A 19,378-nucleotide genomic window follows, 5' to 3' on the forward strand; every position below is an offset into this window, starting at 1 on the left:
TGATTTTTTAATTTAAATTGTATTTGAATCCAACACGGATTTGATATTCATCTTCCGTGTCATTCCCGTCCTGGTATTTGTCGAGATAACCTAATTCGAAGAAGGGATAAAAGCGAGGAGTGGCATGGAAATTAAAGACAAAATTATGCTGGAGGGTATGATTCTTCCCATTCGCATAGTTAAATTCATCACTGTGCACCTTGCTGTAATAGGTAGGGTTATACTGAACATAAAAATCAGGTGTAAAGTATTTGGTAATATATAAATCCACGCGATGTTCTGAAGCGTCGTCCCAGTCACCATTCAGAGTCTGGGAGTCATGATTCTGATGGTTATAGCGGTAACGCAGAACGCTCGTGAACGTTGAGTCGAAGTGATAACCTATTCCGATATAAGGATCGATACGTGAGCCTGCTGACTCCCAGTGAAATACGGTGCCGGGTTCAAGATAAAATTGACTACGACCGAGTGGAAAAGGTTTATTCAGCTCCACTTCCTGATAGCTGTCCTTCCACTGATCCATGTGTTTTCCGAGATCGGCATCTGTTTCAAAACTCCAGTACATATTTTTCAGTATGCTGTCTGGATCTTGCACCACGCCTGTCAGCATCAGTCGCTGAAGAAAACCTTCACTGGCAGTACGGTATTGTGTGCGGGGTGCGAAATATACGGTCGTAAAGGGCGTATATTTTACTGATTGACCCGCTGTCGTCACCGTCGTATCAGCATGGCTGCATGCTGATATTCCACCTAATAAAGAAGACAGGATAATAACATTATTGCTGAGCTTCATTTTATATTCCATCCATAAGATACAGAGAAACACTGTCCCTGTCGAAATGGCAGGGAGGTATAAGCGTTAAATTTTTATATTGAGGTTAAATTACCAGTACGGTTTCCAGTTTTTAATGATGCGGGTGATACTTTCCAGAAAGAAATAGTCCCCCCACGAACAACACTCATTCACACCGATATTGCCATTAAAATGATAAACTGAGTGTTTCAGTAACCCTGCGCCGGGAATATGTTCCCGATTATAATAGTGGTCGATCATATTTCCGACCATCTGCAAGGCGATGGCCTCATAGCTTTCACGGTCGGGATGAGAAATCGGCAGATGTTTTATCATTTCCAGCAAACCACAGGCGACAATCGCTGTAGATGAACTGTCCCGACAGCTTGTCGGGTCTGTCAGTGCCAGATCCCAGTAGCACACCAGGTCATCCGGCAGGCGATTAATGAAATAATTTGCCAGCTTCTGGCTGAGCGCCAGTAAATCCTCATTACGGGTATAGCGATAATTCAGCAGAAAACCATACACGCCCCACGCCTGGCCTCGTGCCCAGCAGGAATCGTCCGCATAGCCCTGATGGGTATTACCATAACGAGGCTCTCCGGTATGCACGTCCATGTAGTATGTGTGCCAGGTCGAACTGTCCGGGCGCACAATATAGCGACTGGCCTGGGTGATATGCGCGGTGGCGGCCTGAGCATAACGTTCATCCCCGGTAATAAGGCTGGCCTGGTATAACAGCGGCAAATTCATATTACAGTCGATAATCATTCGTCCCTGCTGTTCCGGGTTATCCAACTCGCCCCATGCCTGAATAATGCCGCAGCGAGGGTGATAACGTTCCATTAGCGCATCGGCCGCCAGCAGGGCAATATAGCGTGCCCGCGCATTGTCAGTAAGCGTACTGGCACTGAGACAGGACAGGCTGTAAAGAAAACCGAGATCATGATGATTGGTATGGTCCCGGTGAATGATACGCTCGCCGAAAGACTGAACGTGTTTTTCGGCCAGAGCCCGGTATTTTTGATCACCGCTCCATTCCCATGCCAGCCAGAGTTGCCCGCTCCAGAAGCTGGTGGTCCATTCGATATTATCAATCACCGGGTAGAGGCCATTCTGACAGGCAGCATCCGGGAACCGTTCCTGCCAGCAGGCCATATTACGGTCAACGTCCTGTAAAATATCGGGCATGATCTGTTTAATTTTCCCCAGGATAATATCACGCTCACCTGGAGCCAGTTTTACCGGGGAAATCGCTTCTTTATGAATATTCTGCAACATAGTGTTCTCGTATCGTTTCTTAATTTACTGCCTGATCTGTGCGGGCGGCGGACTCGATTTTTTTATGCCTGTGACAGTCAGAAAGCGTGAAGACTGACACAATCGTAAACAGTAGCGCGATAGCGCCCATAATCAGATAGGTATGTTCAAAACCAATGGCGTCATAGGCGTAGCCAGCGGGAGGAGCCACCACAATGGAGCCAACATAAATCATGGCCTGATAGCCAAGCAAATACATGGTCGCGTTGATGCGTTTGTCGAAATGTTCAGCGATGTATTTAAAGACGGAGACCAGAATCAGCGCGATTTCAATCCCGTACAGCGGTTTTACCAGGCAGATAATGACAGGGTCGGTTGTCAGACCCGAGATGATAAGGCGCAGACTGATAATCAGGCCCGTAAGCAGCATCCCTTGTTTGGCGCCAATCCGGTTGACCAGTGCGGGAACCAGCATCATGCCAAAAAATTCGGCACACGACTGCGTGGTGCTCATATAACCAAACATGGCATTACCCTGTTCTTTGGTGTCAAAGAACGTGACGAAATAGCGAGAGAACTGCTGTTCGGCAATAAACATCATCCAGGCCACGCCGGCAATATAGAGTGCGAACATCCAGAATTTTCGATTTCTGAGCAGATGAAATACATCTGCGATAACAATTTTCTCTTTAGACAGAACGTTATTTTCTTCCTGCCCGAAATGATCAACTTTAAGTGAAAGCAAAACCAGCAACATACACAATGCGGATATACTGCCGATGGTAAAATTAATTATCGGGGAAATATTATAAACGTAGCCGGAAAACGATGCAGCGACCGCCCATCCCAGAGCAGCCCACATTCTGATACGGCCGAACTCCATGTTATACAGGCGGCTGAAACGGTCAACATAAGACTCTTCAGCCGCCACACCCGCGTACCAGCCAAAGCTGAAAAATAATGCGCCGATAATTATGCCTGCCAGAAAGTGGCTTTGTAGTAAGGGCAAATAGCACCACAGATAAAAAGGGGCCATCAGTGCGGAAATAAGGCAGACGAAATAGAGCAAGTGCTTTTTCATGCCGGTTTTGTCCATGATATAGCCATATACAGGTTTAATCAGGACGGCAAACACGCCGTTAACAGCAAAAACTGTACCAATATCAATAGCGCTCAGTTCTGCTTTATCACCCAGCCAGATAGCATACATACCGAAACCGGCAGACCAGGTGAAAGTAAATAAAAAGACAAACAGGCTGAGTTTTATATACGCTGAGCGCGTGGATTGTAGGGCTTCAGACATAATGTACTCCACAAAAAGTCACGGTGACGATTGTTATGTAATGGAAATGGTCCTGCCGGAAAGCGTGAGCTGCTGGTGCTGGTAATCGAAAGCGATATCTGCCGGCACGGGTATCTGCTCCTCCGGGGATGCTGATACCACGCAGGCCAGCCAGCGGGTTCCTGCGTACAATTCACCATAAAGACAGGGTATAAGAGCCGGTGGAGCGAAAAGGATATTGCTGTTAGGCGGCGTGACCACAGTCTGTGACCGGCGGTGATGCAGTAAATCGCCGATGTAACTGCGGGTTCCATGTGCGTGCAGGGTGAGTGAATGTGCCTGATTGTCTGAATGGCTCAGATTGTGTTGATTCACGGAAAATCCGCCTTCAGCCGCTGTCAGTCGTCGTGGAGTGGACACCCGGTGAATGCGGATATGCCCCCAGGGGAACGGCAGCAGCCAGGTCATCACTTCCACATCCGGCCAGGGAAACCATTCACTGCGCAGCCACTCATCGGTCATCACCACGTTCTGGCATTCACGGCGGCCGCGAAAGTAGCCATCCCCGGCACTGAGCATCAGCATCGAATCACAGGCAACATGATTCAGGCCATAGCTTCCCCGCTCAAGGGTGAAGCCGAAATGGCTGGAATAGGTAAATTTGCCGTATTTGGGACCAAAATTGACAAAGTCATTCCTGTCAAACTGGCCGGACATCAACATCCAGGCGTGTTTCTGGTCAGAGTCATGAATGATGAACTGACCCGCTTCAGGAATAGCACGGACCGATTCCAGCGCCGGTAAAGGTTCGCAGTCAGCCCGCCAGAACGATGATTTCTCATCCAGTGCCAGTATCAGCAGCGTTTTCAATGCCCAGTATGGTGAGCCGGGACTGTTATAATCCTCGGCCATAATCAGGTTTGGATAACGATACCCGATGGTGAAAAGGCCGCTCTGGTCGATAAACGGCTGTTGCGTCCACCAGTCGAGATGTCGTAGTACCAGCCCTTTGATAATCCCCGGTGTGAACACATCCAGCCCGGTATAAGCCACGGCGCTCCAGAATGCGCCCTGAATAAAGCGATAAGTCAGACTTCGTCCGAACGGGATCGCGGCGCCGTCCGCGGTGAACCAGTAAATATAATCCTGCGCAAAACGCCTGGCGCGCTGGCGGTAACGCATGCACCGCTCAGGATCAACATCCTGCATCACATGGCTGTACAGCAGACCGTAGAAATGAAAGGCGCTGGAGATGTAATAGTCGCGCGGTTTGTTTTCTCCGTCGGAGTACCACCCGTTTCCCAGATAAAAAGGTTCAATGGCGTCCAGGTGATGCTCGATGACCTTCATATCGTAATCCTGGCCGACACATTTCAGGCCCGTCTGTATCAGCGCCGGGAAGAAATGCCAGTTATTATCTGGAATACGGATCTCAGCGCTCTGATGTAACCACGTTGCCAGATAATTTTGTTCCTCTGTGGTTAGTGATGACCACAGGGGCGACTCTGGCAGTATCAGCCCCAGCCCGTAAACCGCCATTTCCACACAGCGCTGATCGTTGTCGGTGAGCGTTCCCCAGTATTCGGTATGTTCAGGGTCGGTTCCGTTACGGATCCCCGTCAGGAATTGTTGCCATAGCGGTGTGTCAGTACCGCCGCTGACCAGCGGAAACAGCCCCCACAGTAAGCGGGAAAACCCCTCTATTTCTGCAACGTCAGCCGGGTACTGGGCGGAGGTTTCGCCCATTTTGATACGGGTACAGCCAGGAGAAAAATGCCGGGCCGCATCCGTTATCCAGCGCAACGTGAACTGACAATAATCCTGCTTGCTGTGCAACATACTCGCTCTCCATTTTCCGGGCTGGAATGGCGCACAGTAAAAAACTAAAACAGGGTTTTAATTGTGATTGCTGTCGAATTTTAGAACAGCGAAGAGAAAATAAATTGAATTTTTCTGGTAAAAAGCGGGAAAATTTCTCGATTTTGACAAAAATTTAATTTTCTTAACAATGGATCGATAATGGAAAAAGACAAGATGGAGGGAGATGCATGCTATCTGGAACGGATTTCTCTCAATGAGAACGCTATTTATTTTCACCGGATGCAGGAAGATGTTCCGGCCAATTATTACCACTGGCATCAGTGCATAGAAATCCTGAGTGTCTCCCGTGGAGTGGGAATTGTACTGGTAGATCACCGGAAGTATACGATCCGCCCCGGAAGGCTGTTTATTTTTCCTCCGGGGAAATTACACAAGGTGTTTGTTGAACAGAGTCCCCGCAATTGCTACCACCGCACGACCCTTCATTTTAACTCACTGACCGTTATTCATTATCTCCGGGATTTCCCGCGGCAGCAGGCACTGCTGCGTCAGTTAAGTGAACGGAGTGAACCCGCTCGGGTGTTTGATATCAGTGATATACAGGGTTTTGTGGAATTATTGCTGGAACGTTTTGAAAAACAGATGGCAGATGATTTGTTTTCGGTTAGCGACACTGTATTTCTGATCATGCAGCTACTGAGTCTGGTGCCACAGGCTGAAACCGAGTCCGGACAGAAGACATTTTCCACCCGGCTTATTCGCTGGATTGACGAACATTATCATGAAAGCTTTTCACTGGAAGAAATTGCGGCAGTAGCGGGGTGCTCTCTGGGCCATACGTGTCGTCGCTTCAGTAATGAAACGGGGGGAACGCTTCAGGAATACCTGACAATGCGGCGTTTACGACAGGCCTGTGAACTTCTGAACCATACGCAACTTAGCGTCAGAGAAATCGCTGAAAAGGTGGGTTTCCCGGGGTATGCCTGGTTTATCACCCGCTTTCGTAAGCATATCGGGAAATCCCCACTTCAGTACCGAAAGGCTTACCGACGGTAGTTTTACAGCATAACCAGCGTGTTAGTCGGGAATGGTCTTTTAACACCCGTAAAATGGTGCTGCGCGACAGCTTGGTTGAGCCCAGAATGTAATTGAGGATGGTGGTGCTTTTGCGTAACGCCTCGTCGTGTTTTTGCATTTCCAGCAGCTTGCCGCGAATGGTGTCGTAAGCGTTATCGTTCAACAGATGCAGGTCACGCCAGGTGGAAAAGTGCAGATGGAAGGCGAGCATTTTTGCCACGTCTTGCCACAGTTCGGGTTGCTGATTGAGCCGCGTCTGTGCTTTGGCACCAGAAAGGGCAAACACTTCGCTGTCGGCGGCAAACTTCACATAGGTGGTGTCGCTGACCGGAATGCTCAGCTCCGCCAGGCCAAAAATATGCGGTGCTTTCGCCATACTCATTTGTAAACCATCCGCCTGGCGATGCAGCCAAAAATTGCCTGAGGTGAGCAGGTAAATTTCCGGGCCATTTTTGTGGAAATGGCGTGGCCGGCGGGCGACGATTTTATCTGCTTCCGGCAACAGCGCCGCCATTAACCGTTCGATGCTGTCCAGCGGTTTTAACGCCATGATTCTGTCCAGTGTGAGCTGGAAAGGGTCGGTGCGGGTCGTTGTCATTGCTGATGTCGTCTTTGTGAGAGATTTCCTACACCTTAGAATAATTGCGACGACGCTTCAAACGGCTTTCCCGGCGTTTGGTTAGCACTTATGTCGGCTGTTTCGACGTATTACTCCATCGCCAGATGAATCGCCTCGCCAAGCTTTTCCATGACTTCACGGTGTTTATCGTTGGTGGGCAGAGCGCAGTTGATGCGTAAGCAGTTACGGTATTTCCCCGAGGCTGAAAACAGTGAACCGGGCGCGACCTGAATGCGCAGCTCGCACAGTTGTTTTGCAACACACACCATGTCGACCCTTTCCGGCAATTCGACCCACAGCATGTAGCCGCCTTGCGGCCGGGTGACGCAGATCCCGCAGGGGAAATACTCCCGGATCCAGCAGGTGTAGGTTTCCATATTGCTGTGATAAAGCTGGCGCATCCGTCGCAGATGGCGATGGTAATGCCCTTCGCGGATAAATGCCGCGACGGCAAGCTGCGTCACCGGCACGTTGGTGGCGCTGGTGGCGTATTTCATGTGCAGCACGCGGTCGTAATAGCGGCCCGGAATAATCCAGCCCACGCGCAGACCCGGCGCGACGGTCTTGGTGAAAGAGCTGCACAACAACACGCGTCCGTCGATATCCATCGATCTAATGGTGCTCGGGCGCGGATAGTCGTTCGCCAGCTCACCGTAGATATCATCTTCAAAAATGACGATGTCGTGGCGTTGTGCGAGAGAAAGGATCTGCCGTTTACGCGCGTCGGGCATGATAAACCCGAGCGGATTGTTGCAGTTGGGCACCAGGATAACGCCTTTGATCGGCCACTGCTCCAGCGCCAGTTCCAGCGCTTCAATGCTGATCCCGGTTTGTGAGTCGGTCGGGATCTCAATGGTTTTGATCCCGTAGCCGCGCAGCAACTGCATAGTGCCGTAATAACAAGGGGATTCCACCGCCACAATGTCGCCCGGCTGGCACACCGCCAGCAGCGCAACCGCCAGCGCGGCATGGCAGCCGTTGGTGATAACGATATCGTCGGCGGTGACCACCGTGCCGCCATCCAGCATTAGTCGAGCGATTTGTTCGCGCAGTTCGCGGCGGCCGGGTAGGGTGTCGTAATTGAAAATGTCGTTTGCCCCGTACTGCACCGCACGGGTCATTTCACGCCACAGCGGTTTCAGGCTCGGCTGAGAAACATCCGGCGAGCCGCCGCCAAACGCGGTGATCGACTTGTCGCCGCGAGCACTCATCAGATCCAACACCTGATCCCATTGAGTGATCTCCACCGGGCGCTGTGTCGGGCGAGTCATGGCGGGCACGGGCGGTTGGGCTTTGCGCGGGGCAATAAAGTAGCCTGAGCGTGGTTGCGGGGTGATCAACTGCAGGGTTTCCAGCGTCTGATAAGCCTGCTGGACGGTGCTGATGCTGACGCCGTGTTCCTGACTGAGCGCGCGCACCGAAGGCAGTTTTTCGCCCTGGCGATACAGCCCTTGCTCAATACGCTCGGCGAGCAGGTTCGCCAGATGCTGATAACGTGTCATTGCTGTATCCCCAATTTTCACCATACAGAGGCCAAAACCAGTACAGATTGGCCACCAGAATGCCGTTCAGACCCTGTTTTAGCGAATCTGTATGTTAAATAAAAGTACATTTTGCATCTGTATTGTAAAGGCCCGCTCCGGCGATGATAAGCCATCGACAGCGTGGGGAGATGCAGGATGGAATTTTACGAGAACAGAGCAAAAGCGCCGTTTCAGATTTTCGTGCTGATGGGCCGGTGGGTAAAACAGAGCTGGCGTGCCCGCCAGACGCGGCGGGTGCTGGATAAGCTCAGCGATGAACAACTGAAGGACATCGGGTTACGTCGTAATGATTACGGCTGATGTCCTGCTGTTGATTTCTACTGATAGTTCAGCGTAAAAGTCGCCATGGCGTTCGCCGTACCGGAGGTGACGGTGCTGCTTGTCTGGCGGTAGCGAGCATACAGCTTGAAGGTGGTTTCAGCCGCAGTCGAAGCCCCTAACGAAATTCGCGTGTTGAGCGGCAGGGCGGTAGAGGCATCGCTTTTCAGAAGCTGAACACCCAGCCCTGTTGCCGTGCTGCCAGCCGTGAGATTTAACACGCCGTTTGGGGCGTCCAGCGCGCTGCCATTTGCGGTGGCGGTAACTTTTACCGCTGTGCCAATGGTTGGGCAGTTCAGCGTCAGCGGCACTTCAACCACAGGCGTGGTGCTCCCCGGCCCGCTGAACGCTGTCACCGGAAAGTCGCCCATGGAGATATCCAGCGTTTTGTTACTGTCGCTGATGGTGCAGCCTGAAGCGGAAATGGTGCCGTTGATTTTCAGGTCGCCTAACCAGGTCGTGCCATTGCCGTTGCTGCCCTGATCCACAATGATTTGTTTGATCGTGCCAACGCCTGTTTGTGCTGCCGTTTTAATGACCTTAATTTCGTACATCCCCTGATCAAAATAGAACGTCATTGCTCTCAGTGGGCAGCTGTAGCCGGAGAGTTTGGTGATGGTACAAGGCCCGATAGCGGCGGACGTTCTGCCTGACACGGCAACATAAGGTGCGCTGTAGGTGATGCTAATCCCAATGCCCGCGATGCCGGTTTCAAAAGCGTTGGCGGTGCCAATACTGCCTGGGCCTGTCACCGTCAGATAGGTCAGCGCCGTCCCTGAGGCGCAGTACATCATGTAGTAATTCCAGTTCGGCCCATCCGCGTTGTCGGCTATATGAGTAATACCATCGACAGAAGCCCCAATCGCCGTATCGGCGGGTACCGAGATATTGCTGAGCGTCAGGAAAGTATGGTACTGCGTGTATCCCTTCTGAGCGGAACAGGCAGCGAGTGCTTTGTTGTTAAGCAGCAATACCAGTAATGCCAGAAAAGCGCAGCGTAAGAACAGGGATGTTGTTGTCATAGTCGATTCAGAAATAGTTGAGGGTGAACGTGGCTGTCGCCTGCACCATGCCGGGCTGCACGGGAAGCGTGAGGGCAACATAACGGGCGAAAAAACTCAGGGTCGCAAAGCCGGTAATCGCGTCGATGGGATAAGCATCGGACTGCGAACCGAGCGGGATGAGCTTGTTTGTTGAGTCATAGATGGCTATCCCAATACCGCCGCCCTTTGAACTGGCATCCAGCGTTAAATAGCCATTGCTGGAAGCACCATCAAATTTCACTTTCACCGACTGGGTGGTTAACGGGCAGCGCGTTAGCATTATCTGGAAGGGGCTGCTGGTATCGGAAACTTCGCCAGGGGCACGGAATTTGTTGGCGCTGTAGGGGGGCATGTTGACGCTCAAGTCAGGGCTCCCGGCATTGACTATGCAGGCGGCGGCTTTGATTTGCCCTTTGATTATCACGGTGGTGCCGTTGGTGGTGGCGGCGTAAAGAGGCCAGCAAGAAAAGAACAGCACAACGAATAACAGACGGTAAATTTTCATTCTTTTTCCTGGTGAGTTACTCGTAATTAAAGACAACCTGAATCACTGTCTCCATGCTGCCGGGCGTGGTGGCCCCTTTAGAGACTGCACGGGTTTGCAGATTCAGCATCGCGGTGTGAGCGGTGGTGTCCACGTTGACAGTTTTGCGGGTGCCGTTGGATATCACTTCACCGCTAGTGGTTTGTAACTCGATGGCGACATTTTTCGCATCACCGCTGCTGGCGAAATACACCCCGTCAGGGGGGCCCGTAAACGTTGCGGTCACTTTTTTGGTCACGGAGGGGCAATTCTTCACCCGAAGATCGAACAGTACCCATGAACTGGCATTCCCTTTACGTTCAAGATCGGCGTTATAGATAAGGTCTTTGCCCGTAGCGCCACTCAAATCAATGACCTGATTTATCCAGCCTGGTGCAACTTCACAGGCTGTTTCGTAGATTTGACCATGAAAATTTGCCGTAACCGTGTTGTCCGCGAGGGCGGAATGCGCCCAGCAGAACAGGGGCAGGATCAGAAGCGTATTTTTCATGGTTCTCCTTGTCACTGGCATATCGCACTGAGCTGCAAAATCGGTTCAAAATCCGGGTTTGGTTCGGCCGGTGGCGGCAGGGTGAACGCTGTTTGGCACCGTTCGGAAGCGTCGTCTCCCCACTTCACGGTGAGGGAGTCTTGCTGCGCAACGCCGGTCATAAAGACTTGTCCCTCTTCGCCGACGATATTTTCCCGGCTGTCGTCTGGTTGAGTCGCCACGGCACCAAACGGGAGAGGGCGGCCGTCAGGGTGAGTGAGCGTCAGCAGAACACGAGCGCCGATATGAGTGGGGTAGTTAGCGAGAACCACCGCGCCGCCTGTTGGGATCACGTTGACCATGGTGTTGTCCACATCGATTTGCGCGTCAAAGTCCTGGCTATCCAGCGTCAGGTTGTTCTTTCTGTAGGGCGTGACGTACGGCTGAACGGTGTAACCTCGCCAGTCGGTGCGAACTCCCGTGCCGCTTTTCACCCCAACATCGGCGGCGCCGGGCGCTTTGATCAGCGCAATTCCGTTTGTCTCGGCGGTAAAGGGCTGCGAAAGCGTTAGCCCCCAGGGATGTACCATCACGGCGCTATCCATGCCGTAAGTCATTTGTTGTGAGCTTTGATCGTAGCTGTAGCCCGCGTTGAGATTGCCATAGCCGCCCTTATAGCTGGCGTTGGCCTGGCCGCTGTTGCCGTCGCCGTGATGGGTATAACCCTGACCTACACCCCAGGTTAAATTCTTATCTTCAAGCGCCGTGCCGTTCACCGTCAGGTTCTGGCTGGTATTGCCTGAGCGTGAGGTGTTGAGATTCCAGGAAGCGTAACTCCCCGGTAACCACTGGGCGAGCGGCAGGCTAATGCTCAGGCTTAACCGCTGATCGGACGCCTCGCTGTCCGCCGTTTTGCTGTAGGTGTACATCAAGGAATAGCTGACGTTGCCCATTGAACTGTTGTAACTGACGCTGGCCCCACGCTCTTCCTGGTTTTGCCCCCAGTAAGACTGCTTCCAGCCGGAGAGGGCCAATCCGCCCCATTCACCGTCATTCAACTGCTGCGAGAAATCTATCTGCAGCTTGCTGCGCTTGTTGTCAGTCTGCGCGTTGCCGAACTCGTCTTCCTGATACTCATTCGCTTCGCTGAGGGTATAAAAACCCGAGGTGGAGTAACGGTAACCGGCGAGTTGCACGTTGGTGTCTGTCTCGGTAAAGGTTTTGGCATACTGAAAACGTACGGACTGGCCGCGGTGCTCGCTGTCGTTCGCCAGCAGGCGTGCCTTGGCCTGAGTCACGTCCATCGAAACGGCTCCGAGACTGCCAGCCGTAATCCCCACGCCCAGCAGAGTGGCCTGATAATCCGCCGTCAGTTGGCCGCCACCGTAGAGAGTGAGATCGTATGGCAGGCCATACATCAGCGTGATTTGCCCGAAGTTGGGTTCGCTTCCCTCTGCGTTGTTACGCAACTTTCCCCCGATGAAGGCGTATTTCAACTGCCCTTCACGCTGCATCATTGGCACATCCGAGAACGGCTGAATGAAATGCCGGGTCGAGCCGTCTGCTTCCTGGATTTCAACATCCAGTTCGCCGCCGGAAGAGGTTGGGTATAAATCGCTAATCACAAACGGGCCCGGCGGAACGTTGGTCTGATAAAGCATGATGCCATTCTGGTACACGGTAATGCGGGCGTTGCTGTTGGCGATCCCTTTGACGGTGGGCGCAAAGCCTCGCTGACTGTCGCTCAGCATGCCGTCATTGGACGCTAACTGGACGCCGGTGAATTGCAGGCTGTCGAACAGCTCTGACGATGAATAGCTTTCCCCCGCAACCAGCGTGCCCTTGATGCTTCTGACATCGCGCTGAAGCCAGCTGTTCACGCTGGCCCAGCTCTGGCTGGTGACGCCGTCGGCCGACTTGCTGTAGCTCCAGGTGCTGTAGTTACGCACTCGCCAGCTTCCTAAATTCATGCCGTTACGCAGGCTCAGAAAGTTGTTTTCATTGCGGCCCTGTTCAGTCCAGGCCTGAGAGCCGCTATAGCTGTAGCTGGTAAACAGCGCCGGAATGCCGTCATCCCAATAGCGAGGGTCAATCGTGCCTCGTGCTCGTGTATTCATCAGCGCCTGCGGAACCGAGATGTTCAGGCGGTTTTTATTGAAATCGAATTGCGCGCTGAAATTGTTGATCAGCGCCTGAGGATTTTTTATCGGCTCATCCTGTGGCAACTTTTCCAGGGCAGGAATTGCGTGGCGATTCACCCCGCATTCCTCAAGCAATGACGGAGAAAGTTGCGGTGCCAATAGCTTATTTTCATCCAGCACAAAGGTGACCGTTTCTTTTTTGATGAACTCGTTATTGCACCAAAGCTCGACAGGATACTCCCCCGGCAGCTGGCCTTCTTCGCGCGAAAATAAGGAGAGATCAACGGGGGCTGAATCCGGGTTACCAATCTCCAGAGCTTCCAGGCTAAAGGTATCATCAGCCAGGCAGAGCGCAGGTTGGCCGGCCAGCGCTAACGACAGCAGCGAGCAGCGAAAACGCAGTGCTGAAGCGTGACGATGACGGGTCTGAAGAGCTGGCTCTGGGATCGTGGACATGGTGCGTACCTGCTGAGTCCTTGTTTTTTATCAGGATGCGTTACCGGATTGCTGTGCGCTCAGCCCTCCGTAATCGTTAATCACTTTCCAGGTGACAGCTTTGCTCTGAACGTTTTTGGGAACGTTGTAGACCGCGAAACCCCGCGGCGGCACGATGACATCCGTGGTATCAATGGCTTGTCCCCCCAGCGTCAATTGGCTGAAGGTCATGAAATACCCGGTAGGGTTGTCTACCCGCAGCTGATTGCCCTTGCGGCTGAATGTCAGCTTCTGGCTTTCTTCACCGGATTCACCGGTTAATGCCGCAGGTCGGAAGAAAAGTTTGATGCGCGTTCTGACGGCGAACTGCAGAAGATTCTGCGAACCGTTATTTTTAGGTTTGGCAGGAATGGATTTAATATTCAGCCAGAAAATAGATTCCCTGTCTTTGGGCAAATTTCCTCCGGTGCGAAGTACGCGTAATTCATACTCGGTTCCGCCATTCAGGCGGAATAACGGCGGGGAAGTCAGAAACGGCGGTTTGACATCCGGTTTCTGATCGTCTTTCAGGCCATTGTTATCAACCCAGGACTGAATCAGCCACGGTGAGTTCTCATCCATATTGTTGATTCTAATGGTTTCTTCTCTGTTTTTTTCATTGTAAATCAGCCGGGTTCCGCCGACAGAAATGCCTGCATTTGCATTGCTCATAAACATCACAGACATTATCAAAAGTGCTGTCGGCCCAAAATGCCGTGACAGGAGGGTCATCATAAATTCACCGGGTTTATCTGTGAGCCCTGATATCGGGCTCACCACAGTCAAAAGTTACTGATAGTTAAGCGTAAACTGCGAGGTCGCCTGAACCTGGCCTGGCGTAGGGACAGGGACAGTAGAGACATAGCGGGCAACGTAATTCAGCGTCGTGGTTTTACCCACGCCGTGATCGATATCTATGTAAGGTGAGGCTGTGTGCAAGGGGATAGCGGTACTTCCGGCGGCAATTTCAATCCCGATGCCGGCTGCCGCAGAAGAGGCATCCAGTTTCAACAAATCAGGGTTTGCATTATCGGTATCACCATCGAATCTGACGGCAACTTTCGTTATGGACTCTGCACAGTCTTTGACAGCAATGGCGAAGTTGACTGAGGAAGATCTTGTTCCAACAGCTCCGCCGAAGGAGTTAACACTGACCTTGCCCAGATCGACCGTTTGGTTTTCGGATCCAGCATCAATGGTGCATGAGTCAGCCGTCAGCTCGCCCGTAAAAATAACGGAGCCATCAGAAGCCATAGCATTGCCGCCTAAGCAGGCAATAAGCATGCTGCTGCCAATTAAAGAAACCCTGAGTTTTGAAAATGACTTCATTTATTGAACTCCATGTAAGAAATATAAATATATAAATGATTTGAGGTATTCTTGATGGATGGAAATATCCCAATGAGATGCATAGATAGATATTATCTCGCGAGGTATTATTTTTATTTGAGGTCGGGCTGTCAAAAAATAAATGTCTCATATGAGATTGTTATTTTTTAAATTTCTTATGAATCAAGATGATGTGCTCGTATTTTGTGGTTTGTAAGCATAGGAATTTTCATTCATTGATGCCATGAAGGTGATAAGTGCATAATATAGATTGTGGTTGTCCATTTTATATTCATTTAATTCATTTTTGTAATCTAAAGTGATCTCTTTTCTGGTAATGTGATTACATATTGCACCTGTTTATTTACATTATTCCTTTTATCTGATTTTTGACTCTATATTATTGATTTAAATAACAGGAAATTACGCTGTATAGCGCAACATTGGCATCACCAGCGCGGGCAGTTGCGATAACAGCCACAAGATCAGGCCAATCGTGCCGCCAACCAGCGTGCCGTTGATGCGGATAAACTGCAGATCTTTGCCGATGTTCAGCTCAATCTGGCGCGACATATCGCGCGCATCCCAGCTTTTTACCGTGTCGCTGATGTGGCGCGTCAGGAAGGTGGCGAACTCCGGTGCAACTCTGCGTGCCGCCTGTTCAAGATGGCCGTTGAGAGACGCACGCAGCGCTTCGTCGGTCACCAGCGTTTCACCCAGCCACAATCCGGCTTCAGCAATGCGCTTCTGCACACGGGAGTCTTGTGCACTAAGATCTTCTTTCAACCACTGACGCAGGTCGGCCCACATCTCGCCCAGATAGCGGTTAAACGTCTCATCGTTTTTCAGATAGCGCTTAATATTTTCAGCTTTGGCGGCCATTTCCGGGTCAGCTTTCAGATTATCGATAAGCTTCAGCACCGCGCGATCAAAAGCCTGACGCACCTGATGGGCGCTGTCCTGACTGACGTCATCGAGCAGCGTATTGACCGCTTCGGTCACCATCTCCGCACTGTGCTCGCCCAGCCACTCTGTGGGCAACACTTTGGCTTTCAGCGGGTGCTCTTTCTCCAGCCAGTGAATGATTTGCCGGGCGATAAATTCGCGGCTGCTTTCGCGCTTGAGCAGCGCAATCAACTGGGCAATCAGCGCATCCAGCAGCTTTTGGTGACGGTTGTTTTTGGTCATGCTTTCCAGCATCAGCGCGCTGGTGCCCGTCAGGTCAACTTTATCAATCGCCTTGTGCACCGCGCGTTTGAGCAAGCCCTGAATACGCGAATCGTCGGTCAGTTCCAGAAAACCGCCCATCACCTTGATTAAGTGCTGGCCCACGCGCTGCGCGTTGTCGGGCTGGCTGAACCAGTTGCCAATCATCAGCGCCGGTTCATGCTTCTGAATCAGGTTCACCAGCGACTGGGTATCAAGAAATTTTTCCTGCACGAACTGCCCGAGATTGTCGCCAATCCGGTCTTTATTGCGCGGAATGATCGCCGTGTGGCGAGAGATAAACGGCAGCGGCACGCGACGAAACAGCGCCACCACCGCAAACCAGTCGGCCAGTGCACCGACCATCGCCGCTTCCGAAATGGCCTTCAGCGCCCCGACCCACGGTGCAGGCGGCAGGAACAGCGTGGTGATAAAAATCGCTGCAGCAATCAGCAGCAGTGAGAGCGCCAGCAGTTTGGCGCGTTTGAGTTCAGCTATTTTGTCCATGGCCTAAGCATAGAGCGCGACGGTGGGGGAGTGCAAAAAACGCGACTAAATCGCCACCCGGCGGCTGATCTCCACCACCTGATCGGCAGGAAGATGATAGTAGTGCGTCGCGTGGGTACAGTTGCGCGCCATAAAGGCAAAACAGCTGCGCTGCCATCTGGCGATACCCTGTCCGTTCTCGCGCCCGACAATGGTTTCGTGGCCGAGATAATAGGTGGCATCCTCCAGTTCAAACGGGCAGCGGCGGCTGGTGATTTCGCTTTGCAGCGCCGGAATGTTCGGGTGTTCCATAAAGCCGTAATACGCAACAGCACGCCAGTAATTCGGGGCGACTCTGGTGATCACCAGGCGGTTTACGTGAGTGATTCGCGGGACGTTAAGCACGGAGATGGTCAGCGTCAGGACGTTCTCCTGCAACGAGCGATTGCGGGCGACATGCCAGCGCATCACCGGCGGCACGCCGTTTTTTGAACGTGTCAAAAACACCGCCGAACCGGGCACGCGGGGAATGTTGTTGTCGCGCAGCTTGTTGAAGAAGGTTTCGAGCGGCATCTCTTTTTCGTTGATGGCATCGAGCGTGGCGTTGATCCCGCGGTGCCAGACGATCATCACCGTACAAATCATCGCCGCCAGCAGCAGCGGAATGTAGCCGCCATCCAGCACTTTGATCAGGTTGGCGATCAGAAAACTGGTATCAATCACGAGGAACAGCAGGGCGACCAGCGCGCTGGCAAGCTTGCTCCAGTGCCAAATCTGGCGCATCGCCACATACAGCAGGCCAGACGTCATCAGCATGGTCAGCGACACGGCAATTCCGTAAGCTGCGGCTAAGTTATCGGAAGACCTGAAGAACACCGCGAGGAACACCGTCGCCACCATCAACAGCCAGTTGACCATGCCGATATAAATCTGGCCGTAGTTATCCGCCGCGGTTTGCTTGATGCGCAAGTGCGGCAGCCAGCCAAGCTGGATAGTCTGGCGCGTCATCGAGAAAGCGCCAGTGATGATGGCCTGGCTGGCGATAATGGTGGCAAGCGTGGCGAGGATAACCAGGGGGATTTGCATCGCGGGCGGGCAAAGACGGAAAAAGATGTTGTGCGAGATATCCGCGCCGGAGAGCAACAGCGCCGATTGACCGGCATAGTTCAGCACCAGGGCGGGAAACACCATGCCGTACCACGCCAGCCAGATAGGTTTTTTGCCGAAATGCCCCATGTCGGCATACAGCGCTTCCGCGCCGGTGACGCAGAGAAACACGCCGCCTAACACTAAAAAACTGACCAGCCCGTTTGAAAGCAAAAAGTGGAAGCCGTACCAGGGATTGATCGCCAGCAACACCGCCGGGTGCTGAAGAATGCCCCAGACGCCCAGCGCGGCAATCACCACGAACCACAGCGTCATAATCGGGCCAAAGACTCTGCCAATTTTCGCTGTGCCGAAAGGCTGAATGGCAAACAGCGCAACGAGGATCGTAACCGCCGCCGGAAGCACCAGATGCTGCGCTTCCGGGAAGACAATATTCAGCCCTTCAAGCGCCGAGAGCACTGAAATTGCAGGCGTAATCGCGCCATCACCGTAAATCAGCGCCGCACCCAGCAGCCCGGCAAAGATGATCAGCGCACGCCCTTTACGCAGATGCTGAAGCTGCGACATCAGCGCCATGATCCCGCCTTCGCCACGGTTATCAAAGCGCATAGCAAACGCCGCGTATTTCACCGAGGTCACCAGGATCAGCGTCCAGATAATCAGAGAAAGTAGGCCGAGGATCAGCGGCGGTGTCGGGCTGCTGCCGGTCAGCAGGATCACGGTTTTCAGGGTATACAACGGGCTGGTGCCGATATCGCCAAACACCACGCCAAGCGCGCCGCCCGCCAGCCACACCGTGCCGGGCGTTTTCTGCTCCGTCGTGCTATCCGCTGCCTGCGCCATCTGATCCATGGGGAATCCTGTTGGTTGTGGCCTGATAGAAATATAGAACAGATGGGGTGGGAAGGCGTTAAGCGTCACGCAGCGCGTGGATAAACTGGCTCAGTAACGGAGATAACGGTTCGTCGTGCCACAGGGCATAAAGATCGGCCGGGATAGTTTCTTCCAGTTCCAGAAACGTGATGCCAGGCCAATGGATCAACGCGCAGGTTTCCGGCAGCAACGCCACGCCGCTGCCTGTGCTGACCAGTGCCAGTGCGGTTTGCGGCTCAAACACCTGATGGGTCACCAGAGGAGAAAGACCCATTTCAAGGCAGTGTTCGTAAACCTGCAGCGCGAAATCGCTACGCGTGAAGGAAAGGAAAATGAAGGCGCGATCGGCCAGTTCGGCAAGGGTTACTTTGCCGCGCCCGGCTAGTTGATCGCTTTCATGCACCGCCACATTCACTCGTTCGCGAGCGATCAGCTGACAGCGGATCTTTGCCCCAGGATGCGGGATCACGTTGCGGTTGATGGCGATGTCGATAGTTCTGGCCCGCAGCGCTTCGGTTTGCTCGTGCTGCCCGAGTTCGTGCAGCGTCCAGTTGACCTCGGGATTGGCTTCGCGAAAGGCTTTCATCCGTTCCAGTAGCGGCCCCCACATCGCACTGCCAATCACCCCGATGTTGATGTGCTGCTTTTCACTACGGCCAATCTGGCGCACGTAGTTCAGTGACTGTTCGGTGGCGGCGAGCAGCCTGTCGACTTCCGCTTTCAGCACTTTACCGGCGTGGGTCAGCGCCACTTTACGACTCGAACGTTCGAACAGCTCGACGCCGAGGATCTCCTCCAGCTCTTTTATTTGTACGCTGAGCGGCGGCTGAGAGATGTTCAGCCGGGCGGCGGCGCGACCAAAATGGAGTTCATCGGCGAGGGTCTGAAAATAGCGCAGCATCCGGAAGCGAACGCGGCTGTTGGCCTGGGGATCGAGCATGCCGGACACCGTGAAAAAGGAGGGTGGCGGTATCATGCAACCCTCCCGCGAG

General features: G+C 52.8%; 17 protein-coding genes. 2 read left to right on the plus strand and 15 right to left on the minus strand.

What is annotated here, in order from left to right; all coding sequences use genetic code 11:
* Positions 1 to 7: 7 nt before the first annotated feature.
* The 4 genes from ACLW56_RS01980 to ACLW56_RS01995 form a co-directional block, all read right to left on the minus strand.
* Positions 8 to 793 carry an oligogalacturonate-specific porin KdgM family protein gene (locus ACLW56_RS01980; protein WP_330982147.1) on the minus strand — a complete coding sequence of 262 codons (786 nt, stop codon included), beginning with the start codon at positions 791 to 793 and terminating at the stop codon, positions 8 to 10.
* A 90-nt stretch (positions 794 to 883) separates the two neighbouring features.
* Complete coding sequence (locus ACLW56_RS01985) at positions 884 to 2,074, minus strand: glycoside hydrolase family 88 protein (protein WP_330982148.1); 1,191 nt, start codon at positions 2,072 to 2,074, stop codon at positions 884 to 886.
* Positions 2,075 to 2,093: 19 nt separating this feature from the next.
* Positions 2,094 to 3,356, minus strand: coding sequence for an oligosaccharide MFS transporter (locus tag ACLW56_RS01990; RefSeq protein WP_330982149.1), 1,263 nt, complete (start codon positions 3,354 to 3,356; stop codon positions 2,094 to 2,096).
* 33 nt (positions 3,357 to 3,389) lie between these two features.
* Positions 3,390 to 5,174, minus strand: a complete 1,785-nt coding sequence (locus ACLW56_RS01995) for a DUF2264 domain-containing protein (protein WP_330982150.1) — start codon at positions 5,172 to 5,174, stop codon at positions 3,390 to 3,392.
* A gap of 180 nt (positions 5,175 to 5,354) precedes the next feature.
* On the opposite strand from ACLW56_RS01995, the gene ACLW56_RS02000 reads away from it, so the two are divergent.
* The gene (locus ACLW56_RS02000) at positions 5,355 to 6,212 is read left to right on the plus strand and encodes an AraC family transcriptional regulator (protein ID WP_330982151.1); all 858 of its coding nucleotides are present in this window, start codon (positions 5,355 to 5,357) and stop codon (positions 6,210 to 6,212) included.
* Here the strand turns inward: ACLW56_RS02000 and ACLW56_RS02005 are convergent.
* Both ACLW56_RS02005 and ACLW56_RS02010 read right to left on the minus strand, forming a co-directional pair.
* Positions 6,148 to 6,831, minus strand: coding sequence for a helix-turn-helix domain-containing protein (locus ACLW56_RS02005; RefSeq protein ID WP_330982152.1), 684 nt, complete (start codon positions 6,829 to 6,831; stop codon positions 6,148 to 6,150). The genes ACLW56_RS02000 and ACLW56_RS02005 overlap by 65 nt on opposite strands.
* Before the next feature lie 110 nt (positions 6,832 to 6,941).
* Entirely contained in the window at positions 6,942 to 8,354 is a 1,413-nt protein-coding gene (locus ACLW56_RS02010; RefSeq protein ID WP_330982153.1) for a PLP-dependent aminotransferase family protein, read from the minus strand.
* A gap of 177 nt (positions 8,355 to 8,531) precedes the next feature.
* On the opposite strand from ACLW56_RS02010, the gene ACLW56_RS02015 reads away from it, so the two are divergent.
* Positions 8,532 to 8,696: a DUF1127 domain-containing protein gene (locus ACLW56_RS02015; protein WP_330982154.1), complete on the plus strand. Its 165-nt coding sequence runs from the start codon at positions 8,532 to 8,534 to the stop codon at positions 8,694 to 8,696.
* 17 nt (positions 8,697 to 8,713) lie between these two features.
* Here the strand turns inward: ACLW56_RS02015 and ACLW56_RS02020 are convergent, their stop codons facing one another.
* The 9 genes from ACLW56_RS02020 to ACLW56_RS02060 all read right to left on the minus strand — a co-directional run bounded on the left by ACLW56_RS02020 (position 8,714) and on the right by ACLW56_RS02060 (position 19,362).
* Positions 8,714 to 9,736, minus strand: coding sequence for a fimbrial protein (locus ACLW56_RS02020; protein WP_330982155.1), 1,023 nt, complete (start codon positions 9,734 to 9,736; stop codon positions 8,714 to 8,716).
* A 7-nt stretch (positions 9,737 to 9,743) separates the two neighbouring features.
* Positions 9,744 to 10,262 (minus strand): fimbrial protein, encoded by a 519-nt coding sequence (locus tag ACLW56_RS02025; protein ID WP_330982156.1) that lies wholly within the window; start codon positions 10,260 to 10,262, stop codon positions 9,744 to 9,746.
* Between the two features lie 16 nt (positions 10,263 to 10,278).
* Positions 10,279 to 10,791, minus strand: coding sequence for a fimbrial protein (locus ACLW56_RS02030; protein ID WP_330982157.1), 513 nt, complete (start codon positions 10,789 to 10,791; stop codon positions 10,279 to 10,281).
* An 11-nt stretch (positions 10,792 to 10,802) separates the two neighbouring features.
* Positions 10,803 to 13,367, minus strand: a complete 2,565-nt coding sequence (locus tag ACLW56_RS02035) for a fimbria/pilus outer membrane usher protein (RefSeq protein ID WP_330982158.1) — start codon at positions 13,365 to 13,367, stop codon at positions 10,803 to 10,805.
* A gap of 30 nt (positions 13,368 to 13,397) precedes the next feature.
* Positions 13,398 to 14,057, minus strand: coding sequence for a molecular chaperone (locus ACLW56_RS02040; RefSeq protein WP_330982159.1), 660 nt, complete (start codon positions 14,055 to 14,057; stop codon positions 13,398 to 13,400).
* A 117-nt stretch (positions 14,058 to 14,174) separates the two neighbouring features.
* A complete protein-coding gene (locus ACLW56_RS02045) occupies positions 14,175 to 14,714 on the minus strand; it encodes a fimbrial protein (RefSeq protein WP_330982160.1) in 540 nt (179 codons plus the stop codon).
* Positions 14,715 to 15,137: 423 nt separating this feature from the next.
* Entirely contained in the window at positions 15,138 to 16,427 is a 1,290-nt protein-coding gene (locus tag ACLW56_RS02050) for a DUF445 domain-containing protein (RefSeq protein WP_330982161.1), read from the minus strand.
* A 45-nt stretch (positions 16,428 to 16,472) separates the two neighbouring features.
* The gene (locus tag ACLW56_RS02055) at positions 16,473 to 18,356 is read right to left on the minus strand and encodes a KUP/HAK/KT family potassium transporter (protein ID WP_330982373.1); all 1,884 of its coding nucleotides are present in this window, start codon (positions 18,354 to 18,356) and stop codon (positions 16,473 to 16,475) included.
* A 67-nt stretch (positions 18,357 to 18,423) separates the two neighbouring features.
* Positions 18,424 to 19,362, minus strand: a complete 939-nt coding sequence (locus ACLW56_RS02060; RefSeq protein WP_330982162.1) for a LysR family transcriptional regulator — start codon at positions 19,360 to 19,362, stop codon at positions 18,424 to 18,426.
* Between the last annotated feature and the right edge of the window lie 16 nt (positions 19,363 to 19,378).

Source organism: Pantoea sp. sgz302252, from assembly GCF_047713085.1.
Taxonomy (GTDB): Bacteria; Pseudomonadota; Gammaproteobacteria; order Enterobacterales; family Enterobacteriaceae; genus Scandinavium.

Bases quoted from the DNA above. Each gene is read 5' to 3' on its own strand.
- ACLW56_RS01980 (WP_330982147.1), bottom strand. From the start codon at position 793: ATGAAGCTCAGCAATAATGTTATTATCCTGTCTTCTTTATTAGGTGGA.
- ACLW56_RS01985 (WP_330982148.1), bottom strand. From the start codon at position 2,074: ATGTTGCAGAATATTCATAAAGAAGCGATTTCCCCGGTAAAACTGGCT.
- ACLW56_RS01990 (WP_330982149.1), bottom strand. From the start codon at position 3,356: ATGTCTGAAGCCCTACAATCCACGCGCTCAGCGTATATAAAACTCAGC.
- ACLW56_RS01995 (WP_330982150.1), bottom strand. From the start codon at position 5,174: ATGTTGCACAGCAAGCAGGATTATTGTCAGTTCACGTTGCGCTGGATA.
- ACLW56_RS02000 (WP_330982151.1), top strand. From the start codon at position 5,355: ATGGAAAAAGACAAGATGGAGGGAGATGCATGCTATCTGGAACGGATT.
- ACLW56_RS02005 (WP_330982152.1), bottom strand. From the start codon at position 6,831: ATGACAACGACCCGCACCGACCCTTTCCAGCTCACACTGGACAGAATC.
- ACLW56_RS02010 (WP_330982153.1), bottom strand. From the start codon at position 8,354: ATGACACGTTATCAGCATCTGGCGAACCTGCTCGCCGAGCGTATTGAG.
- ACLW56_RS02015 (WP_330982154.1), top strand. From the start codon at position 8,532: ATGGAATTTTACGAGAACAGAGCAAAAGCGCCGTTTCAGATTTTCGTG.
- ACLW56_RS02020 (WP_330982155.1), bottom strand. From the start codon at position 9,736: ATGACAACAACATCCCTGTTCTTACGCTGCGCTTTTCTGGCATTACTG.
- ACLW56_RS02025 (WP_330982156.1), bottom strand. From the start codon at position 10,262: ATGAAAATTTACCGTCTGTTATTCGTTGTGCTGTTCTTTTCTTGCTGG.
- ACLW56_RS02030 (WP_330982157.1), bottom strand. From the start codon at position 10,791: ATGAAAAATACGCTTCTGATCCTGCCCCTGTTCTGCTGGGCGCATTCC.
- ACLW56_RS02035 (WP_330982158.1), bottom strand. From the start codon at position 13,367: ATGTCCACGATCCCAGAGCCAGCTCTTCAGACCCGTCATCGTCACGCT.
- ACLW56_RS02040 (WP_330982159.1), bottom strand. From the start codon at position 14,057: ATGAGCAATGCAAATGCAGGCATTTCTGTCGGCGGAACCCGGCTGATT.
- ACLW56_RS02045 (WP_330982160.1), bottom strand. From the start codon at position 14,714: ATGAAGTCATTTTCAAAACTCAGGGTTTCTTTAATTGGCAGCAGCATG.
- ACLW56_RS02050 (WP_330982161.1), bottom strand. From the start codon at position 16,427: ATGGACAAAATAGCTGAACTCAAACGCGCCAAACTGCTGGCGCTCTCA.
- ACLW56_RS02055 (WP_330982373.1), bottom strand. From the start codon at position 18,356: ATGGCGCAGGCAGCGGATAGCACGACGGAGCAGAAAACGCCCGGCACG.
- ACLW56_RS02060 (WP_330982162.1), bottom strand. From the start codon at position 19,362: ATGATACCGCCACCCTCCTTTTTCACGGTGTCCGGCATGCTCGATCCC.